This window comes from Streptomyces sp. RFCAC02 (genome assembly GCF_004193175.1).
Lineage (GTDB): Bacteria > Actinomycetota > Actinomycetes > Streptomycetales > Streptomycetaceae > Streptomyces.
In genome coordinates this window covers 1,256,390-1,269,838 of the sequence record NZ_SAUH01000001.1, presented here as the reverse complement: position 1 = coordinate 1,269,838, position 13,449 = coordinate 1,256,390, and the positions used below count along the sequence as shown (strand labels likewise).

Here is a 13,449-nt window from a genome sequence, read left to right as displayed (position 1 = left end):
GCGTACGCTTCCCCGCAGGTCCACCGTGGTGCGAGTGACGACGCGAGAGGGTGATCCATCGGTGCCGGTCGAGGGGCGACGGGACAGCCGGTCGGGGCAGCTTGCGCGGCGGGGGTTCGCCGACCCCGCCACCGCGGTGCGGCTGCTGGACGACTCGGTGCTGGGGCAGGCGGCGGGGGACGGCGTCCTCCTCGACGCGCTCGGCGCCACCGCCGACCCGGACCTCGCGCTGCGCGCCCTCGTCCGCCTGGCCGAGGCCCTGCCGCCGCGGGAGCGCGCCGTCCTCCTCGACACCCTCCCCGCCGCCAAGCCGCTGCGGGACCGGCTCCTGGCCGTCCTGGGCGCCTCCGAGGGCCTCGGGGACCACCTGGCCCGCCACCCGGACCACTGGGCGGCGCTGGCCGCGTTCGAGCGGGCCGACCTGCACCCGGGCACCGCCGAGTTCGAGGCGGCCCTCGCGCCCGCCCGCGACGCCGACGCCCTGCGGGTGTCCTACCGCCGCGCCCTGCTCACCATCGCCGCCCGCGACCTCACCGGCACGAGCGGCTTCGCCGAGACGGCCGCCGAGCTGGCCGACCTCGCCACCGCGACGCTCCGCGCGGCCCTGCGCATCGCCGGGGACGAGGCGCCGGACGACGCGGCGGCCTGCCGGCTCGCCGTCATCGGCATGGGGAAGTGCGGCGGCCGGGAGCTGAACTACGTCTCCGACGTCGATGTCGTCTTCGTCGCCGAGCCGCCCGAAGGACCCGGCGGCGCGGGGGACGATGCCGAGGCCGGCGCCCTGCGGGCGGCGACCCGCCTCGCCGCCCGCATGATGCGGCTGTGCGCCGACACCACCGCCGAGGGCACCATCTGGCCCGTCGACGCGAACCTCCGCCCCGAGGGCCGCAACGGCCCCCTCGTCCGCACCCTGTCCAGCCACCTCGCGTACTACCGCCGCTGGGCCAAGACCTGGGAGTTCCAGGCCCTCCTGAAGGCCCGCCCGGTCGCCGGCGACGAGGAGCTGGGCGACGCCTACGGCGAGGCCATCGCGCCCCTCGTCTGGCAGGCCGCCGAGCGGGAGAACTTCGTGCCGGACGTGCAGCGGATGCGGCGGCGCGTCGAGGACTCCATCCCCGCCGGACAGGCCGAACGCGAACTGAAGCTCGGCCCCGGCGGCCTGCGCGACGTCGAGTTCGCCGTCCAGCTCCTCCAGCTCGTCCACGGCCGCAGCGACCCGACGCTGCGGCGGACCCCCACCCTGGAGGCGCTGGCCGCCCTCGAGGACGGCGGATACGTCGGCCGCGAGGACGCCAGGTCCCTCGACGCCTCCTACCGCTTCCTGCGCACCGTCGAGCACCGCATCCAGCTCCACCGCCTGCGCCGCACCCACCTCATGCCGACGGACACGGCCGACCTGCGGCGCCTGGGGCGCTCCCTCGGCCTCACGGGCGAGCCGGTCGCCGACCTGACCGCCGCCTGGCGCCGGCACACCTCGGCCGTGCGCCGCCTGCACGAGAAACTGTTCTACCGGCCGCTGCTCGACGCCGTCGCACGCCTCGACGCGGGGCACGAGGTGCGCTTCGGGCAGTCGGCCGCCAGGGAACGCCTCGTGGCCCTCGGCTACAGCGACCCGGCCGCCGCCCTGCGGCACCTCGGCGCCCTCGCGTCCGGCGTCACCCGCAAGGCGGCCATCCAGCGCACGCTGCTGCCCGTCCTGCTCGACCGCTTCGCCGACTCCGCCGATCCCGACGCGGGCCTCCTCAACTTCCGCAAGGTCTCCGACGCCCTCGGCAGCAGCCCCTGGTACCTGCGGCTCCTGCGCGACGAGGGCGCCGCCGCCGAGAACCTGGCCCGGGTGCTGTCCGCCGGCCGCTTCGCGCCCGACCTGCTGCTGCGCGCCCCCGAGGCCGTCGCCCTCCTCGGCGACCAGGAGGGCCTGCGCCCCCGCACCCGCGCCGCGCTCACGCAGGAGGTCCTGGCCGCCGTGCGCCGCGCCGGCGACCCGGAGCGGGCCGTCGCCGCGGCGCGCGGGGTCAGGCGCCGCGAGCTGTTCCGGACGGCCGCGGCGGACATCGTCGGCGCGTACGGCCCCGACGAGGTCGGCACCGCCCTCACCGACATCAACGCGGCCACCCTCACGGCCGCCCTGGAGGCCGCCACCGCCGCCGTCACGGGGCCGGACGGCGGCCCGCCCGCCTGCCGGCTCGCCGTGATCGCCATGGGCCGGTTCGGCGGCCACGAGCTGGGCTACGGCTCCGACGCGGACGTGATCTTCGTCCACGAGCCGCGCGACGGCGCCGACGACCAGCGCGCCGCCGCGGACGCCCTGGCCCTCGCCACCGGGATGACGCGCCTGCTGCGCCTGCCGAGCGTCGACCCGCCGCTCCTCGTGGACACGGACCTGCGGCCCGAGGGCAGGTCGGGGCCGCTCGTCCGCTCCCTCGCCAGCTACGCCGCGTACTACCGCCGCTGGTCCCTCGTGTGGGAGAGCCAGGCCCTGCTGCGCGCCGAGCCCGTCGCGGGGGACGCGGGGCTCGGGGAGCGCTTCGTCGCGCTGGTCGATCCGCTGCGCCACCCGGAGGGCGGCGTCGGCGACGACGCGGTGCGCGAGATCAGGCGGCTGAAGGCCCGCATGGAGGCCGAGCGGCTGCCGCGCGGCGCCGACCCGACGACGCACACCAAGCTGGGGCGCGGCGGTCTCTCCGACGTCGAGTGGACCGTGCAGCTCCTGCAGCTCCGGCACGCGGCCGACGTCCCCGGGCTGCGCACGACCCGGACGCGCGCGGCCCTCGCGGCGGCGGCGGACGCGGACCTGCTCGAGCGGGAGGAGGCGGACGTGCTGGACGAGGCGTGGCTGCTGGCCACCCGCGTGCGGAACGCGACGATGCTGGTCCGCGGCCGGCCGCTGGACACGTTCCCCGGCGACGGGCGGGAGACGGCGGCCGTCGCCCGGCTGCTGGGCTACGAGCCGGGGGCGGCGGGCCGCATGCTGGACGACTACCGGCGGGTCACGCGGCGTGCCCGCGCGGTGGTGGAGCGGCGGTTCTACTGAGCGGGTCCGGGGGGCACGCCCGCCGGGCCTACGGCTTCCCGCCCGGCCGTCCTCTCGGTTCCGGCCGTTCGGTGGTCTCCCGTACGCTCCGGGGCCGCTCCTCGGCGGTGCGTGCGGCGGTCGCGGGCCGGGCGGGGGCCGGGGCGGTGGCGGGCGGGGCGCCCGCGGCCGGTCCCGCGGCGACGTCGCGGGGCAGCCGGTAGCAGAGGCGGCCGTACCAGAGGCGGGAGACGAGGAACCCGAAGCCCAGACACACCAGGCCGCCCACGGCGTCCAGCCAGAAGTGGTTGGCCGTGGCGACGATCACGAGCAGGGTCAGGACCGGGTACAGGACGCCCAGCACGCGTATCCACAGCGGTTTGGCGAGGATCGCGATGGTGAGGCCGCACCACGTGGACCAGCCGATGTGCATGGACGGCATGGCGGCGTACTGGTTGGAGACCTCCGCCATGGTGGTGCCCTCGGCGGACAGGGATCCCCAGGTGTGGTGGACGGACGAGGTGTCGATGAAGTCCATGCCCGCCATGAGCCGCGGCGGGGCCAGGGGGAAGAAGTAGTAGCCGACCAGGGCGACGCCCGTGGTGACGAACAGCACGAGGCGCGTCGACCCGTACCGGCCGGGGTGCCACCGGAACAGCCAGATCAGCACGCCGATGGTGACGGCGAAGTGAAGCGTGGCGTAGTAGTAGTTCATCGGCACGATGAGCCAGGTCACCTTGGCTATCGCGTGGTTCACGGCGTGTTCGAAGTCGAGACCGATGCTGCCCTGGAGGTCCCAGACCCACCGGGCGTGGTCCTGCGCCTGCTCGACGCGGGCGGGTGCCGCGTTGCGGACGGCGGAGTAGACCGCGTAGCTGACCGCGATGAGCAGCAGCTCGAACCAGAGGCGGGGGCGGCGGACCGCGCGGAGGCGGCCGGCCGGTGCCGGGGGAGCGGTGGGCGCGTCCTCCGCGCGGGGGGACAGCGGCTTGCGTACGTTCACCCGGTTGTCTTTCGGCCTGACACTGATGTCCCCCATGGCTGCACAGTCTGCCAGAGACCTCCGTCCACCCGATCATCCTCCTGTCCTGTTGTCGGCCTCGCGGGGATCAGGGCCATTCGGGGGACGGGATCGGCGTGTCGGACGACGCGGGGTTCAGCGGCCGTCCGCGGGGGCCGCGGCGGTGGAGCCGCGGACGACGAGTTCGGGCATGAACACGAACTCGCTGGGCGGTGCCGGGGTGCCGCCGATCTCCTCCAGCAGCGCGCGTACGGCGGCCTGGCCCATGGCGGGCACGGGCTGCCGGATCGTCGTGAGCGGCGGGTCGGTGAAGGCGATGAGCGCCGAGTCGTCGAAGCCGATGACGGAGCACTCGTCGGGGACGGTGAGCCCCCGCTGCCGCGCGGCTCTGATGGCACCGAGTGCCATCATGTCGCTGGCGCACACGACGGCCGTGCAGCCGCGGGCGAGGAGGGCGCCGGCCGCCGCCTGGCCGCCCTCGAGCGTGTAGAGCGAGTGCTCGATCAGCTCGCGGGCCGCGTCCTCGGCCAGGCCGAGCTCGGCGGCCATGGCGTCGAGGAATCCCTCGATCTTGCGGCGCACGGGCACGAACCTGGCCGGTCCGAGTGCGAGCCCGATCCGCCGGTGGCCCAGGGAGACGAGGTGTGTTACCGCGAGCCGCATCGCCGCCCGGTCGTCGGGCGAGACGAAGGGCGCGCTGACCCTCGGGGAGTAGCCGTTGATGAGGACGAACGGCACTCCGTGCCCGCGGAGCCGTTCGTAGCGCTCCATGTCGGCGCTGGTGTCGGCGTGGAGCCCGGAGATGAAGATGATCCCGGAGACGCCGCGCTCGACCAGCATCTCGGTCAGCTCGTCCTCGGTGGAGCCGCCGGGTGTCTGGGTGGCGAGGACGGGCGTGTAACCCTGACGGGTGAGTGCCTGGCAGATGACTTGCGCGAAGGCCGGGAAGATCGGGTTCTCCAGCTCCGGGGTGATCAGCCCGACGAGGCCCGCGCTGCGTTCCCGCAGGCGGGCGGGCCGCTCGTAGCCGAGGAGGTCGAGAGCGGTCAGCACGGAGTCGCGGGTCGCGGCGGCGACGCCGGGCCTGCCGTTGAGGACTCGGCTGACGGTCGCTTCGCTGACCCCCGCCTGTGCTGCGATGTCAGCTAGCCGCGCGGTCACAGGTCCGGACTGTACCCGGCGCCGCCGACGCTGCCCACTGCCCGGGTGGGTACGCGCCACCGCGCGCGCCGTCCGGGCTTGCCGCCGCTCTGCAAGTTCTTCCAGCGCCCCCCGTGTCCACGGGCCGTCGGCGTCCGCGCGGCGCCGCCGGGGACGGCCGGGGGCCGGGCCGCCGGTGGCGCGGGCGTGCGCGCCCCGGCGTGCTCCCGGCGCGGTCACCCGTTCGGCTCAGCTCCGAGGCGGCTTTCAGAAAGTTGCCGCAAGGTCTTTCCAATCGTGTGGCCCGCTGTTACGTTCCTCCCGGTCCGGCGCCGCAGGGACGCGGCGCATAGGGTGGATGAAGCCCCCTAAAACGGGCGAAACGCTCGAAGGAGTTCACATGCGACGCAGCATAGGGACGACGGCCGTGGTCGCGGCCTTGGCGCTTGCCGCAACCGCTTGCGGCAGCGACGGCGGCGACGACAGCGGGGGCACCGGTTCCGCGGGCGGCGAGCTGTCCGGCACGGTCACCTTCTGGGACACGTCCAACGAGACCGAGGCCGAGGTCTTCCAGGCCGTCGCCGAGGACTTCGAGACCGAGCACCCGGGCGTCACCGTCGAGTACGTCAACGTCGGTTTCGACGACGCGCAGAACCGCTTCAAGAACGCGGCGGCGGCCAACGAGGCCCCCGACGTGATGAGGACCGAGGTGGCCTGGGTCGCCGACTTCGCCAGCCTCGGCTACCTCTACCCGCTGGACGGCACCGCGGCCGTCGACAACCAGGACGACTACCTGCCCACCGCCTGGGCGAGCACCCAGTACGACGGCGAGACGTACGCCGTCCCGCAGGTCACCGACACCCTGGCCCTGTTCTACAACAAGGCGCTCCTCGCCGACGCAGGCGTCGAGGTGCCCACCTCGCTCCAGCAGATCGTCGACGAGAAGGACGCCTACGAGGACGCGGGCACGACCCCCCTCTACGTGCGCGGCGACGACCCGTACTGGTTCCTCCCGTTCCTCTACGGCGAGGGCGGCGACCTCGTGGACGCCGGGGCGCAGCAGGTCACCGTCGACGACGCGGCCGGCGTGGCCGCCTTCGAGCGCATGCAGTCGCTCATCGACTCCGGCGCCGCCATCACCGACACCAGCGACGGCTGGGAGAACATGATGGCTGCCTTCGCCGACGGCGACGTCGCCATGATGATCAACGGCCCCTGGGCCATCGCCGACGCCACCGCCGCCCTCGGCGACGACCTCGGCGTCGCCGCCGTCCCGGCCGGCGGCGAGCAGCAGGCGTCCCCCCTCGGCGGCTGGAACTACGGCGTCTACGCCGGCACCCCCGAGGCCGACGCGTCGTTCGAGTTCGTCAAGTACATGAGTTCCGCCGCCACCCAGCAGCGCATCACCGACGAACTGAGCCTCCTGCCCACCCGCGCCTCCGTCTACGACGTGGACAGCGTCGCGTCCAACGAGATGGTGCAGTTCTTCAAGCCCGCCGTCGACGTCGCCCACGAACGCCCCTGGATCCCCGAGGCCCAGTCCCTGTTCGAGCCGCTGCGGGTCTCCATCGAGGCGATGCTGACCGGCTCGGCCTCCCCCGAGGAGGCCGCGCGGGACACCGGGGACGCGTACCGCGACCTCCTCGAAGACTGGCAGTGAGCGGAGCGGACCATGGCTGACGCCGTCACCCCGCAGAGCACGGTCCCGGCCCGGGCCACGGGTGCGCAGCGCACCCGCGGCCCGCGCCGCCGCGACACGGCGGCCCCCGGCCGCCTGCGCAGGAAGCTCGCCACGTACTGGTACGCCTGGGCGATGATCGCCCCGGTGGTCGCCGTGATCGCCGCCATCATCGGCTGGCCCCTCGTCCGCGGCGTCTGGCTGTCCCTCACCGACGCCGACGAACGCAACGTCGAACGCCACATCGGCGTCAACACCATCGAGGCGAGCTACGAGTTCGTCGGGCTCGACAACTACCGCGACATCCTCCAGGACAGCACCTTCTGGGACCGCCTCGGCTGGACCGTGCTGTGGACGGTCGCCTGCGTCGGCATCACGTTCACCCTCGGCCTGGCGCTCGCCGTCATGCTGAACCGTGCCCTCCGCGGCCGGACCGCCTACCGCATGGCCCTCATCCTGCCCTGGGCCATCCCCGCGTTCGTGTCGGTCTTCGCCTGGCGCATGCTCTTCAACGAGCGCAACGGCATCCTGAACGGCGTCCTCGACGGCGCCGGCATCGACGGCGTCCCCTGGCTGTCCGACCCCACCTGGGCCAAGACCGCCGTCATCGCCGTCAACGTCTGGCTGGGCGTGCCGTTCATGCTCATCGCGATGCTCGGCGCGCTCCAGTCCATCCCCGCCGAGCAGTACGAGGCCGCCGAGATGGACGGCGCGAACGCGTGGCAGCGCTTCACCAACATCACGCTGCCCGGCGTCCGGTCCGTCAGCATGACGGTCGTACTGCTCAGCACCGTCTGGACGTTCAACATGTTCCCGGTGATCTTCCTGCTGACCAGGGGCGGTCCGGCGGGCTCCACCGACATCCTGGTGACCGAGGCGTTCCGCCTGGCCTTCGTCGCCAGCCCCCGCGACTTCGCGAACTCCGCCGCCTGGGGCGTGCTCATCCTGCTGCTCCTCGTGCTGTTCGCGGTCGCCTACCGCAAGGCCCTCCGCAAACAGGGAGAGGTGTGGTGACGATGGCAACCGACACGACACAGGGACTCGGCCAGGGACCCGCGCCCGAGCCCGGCGGCCAGGTGCCGTCCCCGCGCTCCGGGCGGCCCGCCGGACCGCTGCCCGCCGGCACCGGCCGCCGCGGGGGCCGTACGCGGCCGCGCGGGGAACGGGGGCGCGCTGCCTCCATCGGACTGCACGCGGGCCTGCTGGCCGCCGCGTTCATCGCGCTGTTCCCGCCGTTCTGGCTGCTGGTGACGTCGTTCAAGCCGAAGAGCGAGACCTTCTCCCTCGCGTTCGTCTCGGACTTCACGTTCGACAACTACCGCCACGTCCTGGGCGACACCGCGTTCCCCACCTGGCTCGGCAACTCCGTCGTCATCGTCCTGACGACGACGGTGATCGGCGTGTTCATCTCCTCCACCACCGGATACGCGCTCAGCCGCTTCCGGTTCCCCGGGATGCGCCCGCTGATGTGGACCCTGCTGATCACGCAGATGTTCCCCGTCGCGATCCTCATCGTGCCGCTGTACAACCTGATGTCGAGCTACGGCCTGCTCAACCAGCCGGCGGCGCTCATCATCACCTACCTCACCATCGCCGTGCCGTTCTGCGCGTGGATGATGAAGGGCTTCTTCGACACCGTCCCCGTCTCCATCGACGAGTCGGGGCGCGTGGACGGCCTGTCGCCGTTCGGGACGTTCTGGCGGCTCATCATGCCGCTCGCCCGGCCGGGCCTCGCCGTCACCGGCTTCTACACGTTCGTCACCGCGTGGGCGGAGGTCGCGTACGCCACGGCCTTCATGACCGGCGAGGACAACCTGACCCTCGCCGGCGGCCTCCAGACGTTCGTGAACCAGCACACCCAGGACTGGCACTACATGACGGCCGCCGCGGTCCTCATCGCGGTACCCGCCGCCCTGGTCTTCGGCTATGCCCAGCGCCACCTGCAGGCGGGCCTCACCGCCGGCGCGACCAAGGCCTGAACCACCCGCCGGCCGGGCCGCGCACCATCCCGGCCGGCGCCCCCACGACCAGCCCGCTGCCTCAACGAGCACACCCAGGGACGACATGACCCAGCACCTCGCCGACCGCACACAGCCGACCCGCGGCCCCGGCCACGACCAGCGCCGCGACTGGTGGCGCGACGCTGTCATCTACCAGGTCTACCCCCGCTCATTCGCCGACGGCGACGGCGACGGCATGGGCGACCTCGCCGGCGCCCGCGAACGGCTGCCCTACCTGGCCGACCTCGGCGTGGACGCCGTGTGGCTCAGCCCGTTCTACGCCTCGCCGCAGGCCGACGCCGGCTACGACGTGGCGGACTACCGGGCCATCGACCCCATGTTCGGCGACCTGCACGACGCCGACGCGCTCATCCGCGAGGCGCACCGCCTCGGGCTGCGCGTCATCGTCGACCTGGTGCCCAACCACTCGTCGGACCGGCACGAGTGGTTCCAGCGCGCCCTGCGCGAGGGACCGGGCTCGCCCCTGCGCGACCGCTACCACTTCCGCCCCGGCCGCGGCGCGTCGGGCGACCTCCCCCCGAACGACTGGGAGTCCATCTTCGGCGGCCCCGCCTGGACCCGCGTCCCCGACCCCGACGGCACGCCGGGCGAGTGGTACCTGCACCTCTTCGCGCCCGAACAGCCCGACTTCAACTGGGACAACGAGGCGGTCCGCGACGAATTCCGCTCCGTCCTGCGGTTCTGGCTCGACATGGGCGTGGACGGCTTCCGCATCGACGTGGCGCACGGCCTCATCAAGGCCGCCGGCCTGCCCGACATGGGCCACACCGGGCAGCTCAAGCTCCTCGGCACGCAGGTCCTGCCGTTCTTCGACCAGGACGGCGTCCACGAGATCTACCGCTCCTGGCGCCGCATCCTCGACGAGTACCCGAACCAGCGCATCGGCGTCGCCGAGGCGTGGACCCCGAACGCCGGCCGCACCGCCCTGTACGTCCGGCCCGACGAGCTGCACCAGGCGTTCAACTTCCACTACCTCAACACCGCCTGGGACGCCGCCGCGCTGCGCGAGGTCATCGACGCGTCCCTCGACTCGATGCGGCCGGTCGGCGCCCCCACCACCTGGGTCCTGTCCAACCACGACGTCGTCCGCCACCGAACCCGCCTCGGCGGCGGCATCGCCCGCGCCCGCGCCGCGACCCTGCTGATGCTGGCGCTGCCCGGCTCGGCGTACGTCTACCAGGGCGAGGAACTCGGCCTGCCCGAGGTCACCGACCTGCCCGACGAGGCGCGCCAGGACCCGGCGTTCTTCCGGCGCGGCCCGCACGGCGACGGCTCGGGAGACGGGCAGGACGGGCTGCGGGACGGCTGCCGCGTACCCATCCCGTGGGCGGCGGACGGCACGTCGTACGGCTTCGGCGCTGGCGGGAGCTGGCTGCCGCAGCCCGACGGCTGGGGCGCCCACTCCGTCGCCGTCCAGACGGGCGACCCGGCGTCCACGCTGGAGCTGTACCGCTCCGCGCTCGCCCTGCGGCGCGCGCACGCCGCGCTCGGCGCGGGCGACGGCGTCGAGTGGCTGGACGCGCCGGCCGGCGTCCTCGCGTTCCGGCGGCGCGGCGCGGACGGCGTCTCGCTGGTGTGCGCCGTCAACACCGGTGCCGCCCCCGCCGAACTGCCCGGTGTCCTCACCGCGGGCGGGCACGCGCTGCTGACCAGCGACGGCTGGGACGGCACCGGGCCGCTGCCGGTGGACACCGCCGTCTGGTGGCAGGAGTGACACCGGGGACACGACACGACACCGGGTCCGGCCCCGAGCGGCCGGGCCCGGCGGCCGGGACCACCGCCCGGCTCGCCGACATCGCCGGGCAGGCCCGCGTCAGCGAGGCCACGGTCAGCCGTGTCCTCAACGGCCGGGCCGGTGTCGCCGCCGCCACCCGCCAGCGGGTCCTCGCCGCGCTCGACGTGCTCGGCTACGAACGCCCGCTGCGCCTGCGGCAGCGCAGCGCGGGCCTGATCGGGCTCGTCATACCCGAGCTGACCAACCCGATCTTCCCCGCGTTCGCGCAGGTCATCGAGCAGTCCCTCGCGGGACACGGCTACACCCCCGTGCTGTGCACCCAGTCACCCGGCGGCGCCACCGAGGACGAGCTCGTCGACCAGCTCGTGGAGCGCGGCGTCACCGGCATCGTGTTCCTCTCCGGCCTGCACGCCGACACCACGGCCGACCCCGCCCGCTACGCGCGCCTCAGCGGGCGGGGCGTCCCGTTCGTCCTCATCAACGGGTTCAACCCCCGGGTGGGCGCGCCGTTCGTCTCGCCCGACGACGCGGCCGCCACCCGGATCGCCGTACGGCACCTGCGGGCGCTCGGGCACGAGCGGATCGGGCTCGCCGTGGGGCCCCACCGCTTCGTGCCGGTGCAGCGGAAGGTGGAGGGCTTCCGCGCGGAGACCGCGGGGCGCGGCCCGGTGCACCACACGCTGTTCAGCGTCGAGGGCGGGCAGGCGGCGACCGTCGCGCTGCTCGACGCGGGCTGCACGGGCGTCGTCTGCGGCAGCGACATGATGGCCCTCGGCGCGATCCGCGCGGTACGGCAGCGGGGTCTCGACGTGCCCCGCGACGTCTCGGTGATCGGGTACGACGACTCGGACCTGTTCGCGTTCACCGACCCGCCGCTGACGACGCTGCGCCAGCCGGTGCGGGCCATGGCGGGAGCCGCGGTCAGCGCGCTGCTGGAGGAGATCGGCGGAGGGCTCGTGCAGCACACGGAGTTCGTGTTCCAGCCGGAGCTGGTGGTGCGCGGCTCCACGGCGAAGGCGGCGGGGCGTCGGGACTGAACGGCGCGTCAGGATCGGCGAGCACCGGCCCGCGGTGACCGGACGGAGGCGCGTGACGCAAGGATTTGCGTCGTCGTTGCGCGGGTGCGACACGTCTCCGACAAGGTGTTTTCGGTTGCGCCTGCCGCCTCTTGACCGCCCCACGGGGGCGATCTACGGTCTCACGTGCAAGTTCTTGCAGTCCGGCTCGCACCCCTCCCGCAGGAGGCGACATGCGCAGGACCCCCACCCGTACCCGATCCCCCCTCCGCCGGTTCACGAGCACCGTCCTGTCGTGCGTCCTCATGGCCGCGGGCACGGTGACCGCGCTGACCACGGCGGCACCGGCCGCCCGTGCCGCGCCGCCCGGCGGGAAGGACGTGACCGCCGTCCTGTTCAGCTGGGACTTCGACTCCGTGGCGCGCGAGTGCGCCGACCGCCTCGGCCCCGCCGGCTACGGCTTCGTCCAGGTCTCACCGCCGCAGGAGCACATCCAGGGCGACCAGTGGTGGACCGCCTACCAGCCCGTGAGCTACCGCGTCGGCGGCCGCCTGGGCGACCGGGAGCAGTTCGCGTCCATGGTGGACACCTGCCGGGACGCCGGAGTCGGCGTCATCGTGGACACGGTCATCAACCACATGACGTCCGGGGACGGCACCGGCACGGCCGGCTCCGTCTACACCAAGTACCACTACCCGGACGCCCCCTGGGACGACGGCGACTTCCACACCTGCCGCCGGGACATCAGCGACTACGGCGACCGCTCCGACGTCCAGGACTGCGAACTCGTCGGCCTCGCCGACCTGCGGACCGAAGACGACTCCGTCCGGCAGCGCATCGCCGCCTACATGAACGACCTGCTGTCCCTGGGTGTCGCGGGCTTCCGCGTCGACGCCGTGAAGCACATGCCGGCCGGCGATCTCGCCGCCGTCAAGTCCCTGCTGGACGACCCGGACGCCCCCTGGAAGCAGGAGGCGATCCACGGCGCGGGGGAGGCCGTGTCCCCGGACGAGTACCTGCCCATCGGCGACGTGCAGGAGTTCCGCTACGCGACCGACCTCAAGCGCGTGTTCCTGGACGAGGACCTGGCCCACCTGGAGAACTACGGCGAGGGCTGGGGCTACATGCCGGGCGACGGCAGCACCGTCTTCGTCAACAACCACGACACCGAGCGCAACGGCTCGACCCTGAGCTACAAGGACGGCGCCGACTACACCCTGGCCAACGTCTTCATGCTCGCCTGGCCCTACGGCTCCCCGGACGTGCACTCCGGCTACGAGTTCAGCGACAAGGACGCCGGGCCGCCGAACGGCGGGCGGGTCGACGCCTGCTGGGAGGACGGCTGGAAGTGCCAGCACGCCTGGCCGGAGATCGAGAGCATGGTCGGCTTCCGCAACGCCACGCACGGCCGCGCCGTGACCGACTGGTGGGACGACGGCGGCGACGCCATCGCCTTCGGCCGCGGCGACGCGGGCTTCGTCGCCATCAACCACGGGACGACCGCGCTGTCCCGCACGTTCGACACGTCGCTCGCCGCCGGGACGTACTGCGACGTGCAGAGCGGCCGGACGGTGACGGTGGACGGCTCGGGCCGGTTCACCGCCGGACTGGCGCCGGACACGGCCCTCGCGCTGCACACCGGCGCCCGCACCTGCGCCTCGTCCGCCGGGCAGGCGAGCACCGGGTGAGACGGCAGGACCGGCCCGTGGCGGTTCAGGCGCCGTGCCGGCCCCGCTTCTTCCGGCGGGGCCGGCCGGGCCACGTGGTCCGGCGCAGCGAGTCCGCCGCGCCGGGCGGCAGGAGTCCACCTCGTGGAAGCCGCCGT

General features: G+C 73.7%; 8 protein-coding genes and 1 pseudogene. 7 read left to right on the top strand and 2 right to left on the bottom strand.

Going from position 1 to position 13,449, the window contains the following annotated elements:
* Positions 1-61 precede the first annotated feature (61 nt).
* Complete coding sequence (locus EMA09_RS05725; protein WP_206306035.1) at positions 62-3,034, top strand: bifunctional [glutamine synthetase] adenylyltransferase/[glutamine synthetase]-adenylyl-L-tyrosine phosphorylase; 2,973 nt, start codon at positions 62-64, stop codon at positions 3,032-3,034.
* A gap of 28 nt (positions 3,035-3,062) precedes the next feature.
* Here the strand turns inward: EMA09_RS05725 and EMA09_RS05720 are convergent, their stop codons facing one another.
* A complete protein-coding gene (locus tag EMA09_RS05720) occupies positions 3,063-4,052 on the bottom strand; it encodes a phosphatase PAP2 family protein (protein ID WP_129839515.1) in 990 nt (329 codons plus the stop codon).
* A gap of 117 nt (positions 4,053-4,169) precedes the next feature.
* Entirely contained in the window at positions 4,170-5,195 is a 1,026-nt protein-coding gene (locus EMA09_RS05715) for a LacI family DNA-binding transcriptional regulator (RefSeq protein WP_206305909.1), read from the bottom strand.
* A gap of 379 nt (positions 5,196-5,574) precedes the next feature.
* On the opposite strand from EMA09_RS05715, the gene EMA09_RS05710 reads away from it, so the two are divergent.
* From EMA09_RS05710 to EMA09_RS05685, 6 genes and pseudogenes are all read left to right on the top strand, one after another.
* Positions 5,575-6,834, top strand: a complete 1,260-nt coding sequence (locus EMA09_RS05710) for an extracellular solute-binding protein (protein ID WP_129839511.1) — start codon at positions 5,575-5,577, stop codon at positions 6,832-6,834.
* A 153-nt stretch (positions 6,835-6,987) separates the two neighbouring features.
* Positions 6,988-7,866, top strand: coding sequence for a sugar ABC transporter permease (locus EMA09_RS05705; protein WP_240796632.1), 879 nt, complete (start codon positions 6,988-6,990; stop codon positions 7,864-7,866).
* 2 nt (positions 7,867-7,868) lie between these two features.
* Positions 7,869-8,831 carry a carbohydrate ABC transporter permease gene (locus EMA09_RS05700; protein ID WP_129839507.1) on the top strand — a complete coding sequence of 321 codons (963 nt, stop codon included), beginning with the start codon at positions 7,869-7,871 and terminating at the stop codon, positions 8,829-8,831.
* An 85-nt stretch (positions 8,832-8,916) separates the two neighbouring features.
* Positions 8,917-10,587, top strand: coding sequence for a glycoside hydrolase family 13 protein (locus EMA09_RS05695; RefSeq protein ID WP_129839505.1), 1,671 nt, complete (start codon positions 8,917-8,919; stop codon positions 10,585-10,587).
* Between the two features lie 80 nt (positions 10,588-10,667).
* Positions 10,668-11,645, top strand: a complete 978-nt coding sequence (locus EMA09_RS05690; RefSeq protein WP_240796631.1) for a LacI family DNA-binding transcriptional regulator — start codon at positions 10,668-10,670, stop codon at positions 11,643-11,645.
* Positions 11,646-11,929: 284 nt separating this feature from the next.
* Positions 11,930-13,282 (top strand): annotated as a pseudogene (locus EMA09_RS05685) (alpha-amylase family protein); the annotation flags it as partial.
* Positions 13,283-13,449: the final 167 nt, after the last annotated feature.

Excerpts from the sequence above, each read along its gene's own strand:
- EMA09_RS05720 (WP_129839515.1), bottom strand. The coding sequence starts at position 4,052 with ATGGGGGACATCAGTGTCAGGCCGAAAGACAACCGGGTGAACGTACGC.
- EMA09_RS05710 (WP_129839511.1), top strand. The coding sequence starts at position 5,575 with ATGCGACGCAGCATAGGGACGACGGCCGTGGTCGCGGCCTTGGCGCTT.
- EMA09_RS05705 (WP_240796632.1), top strand. The coding sequence starts at position 6,988 with ATGATCGCCCCGGTGGTCGCCGTGATCGCCGCCATCATCGGCTGGCCC.
- EMA09_RS05700 (WP_129839507.1), top strand. The coding sequence starts at position 7,869 with ATGGCAACCGACACGACACAGGGACTCGGCCAGGGACCCGCGCCCGAG.
- EMA09_RS05695 (WP_129839505.1), top strand. The coding sequence starts at position 8,917 with ATGACCCAGCACCTCGCCGACCGCACACAGCCGACCCGCGGCCCCGGC.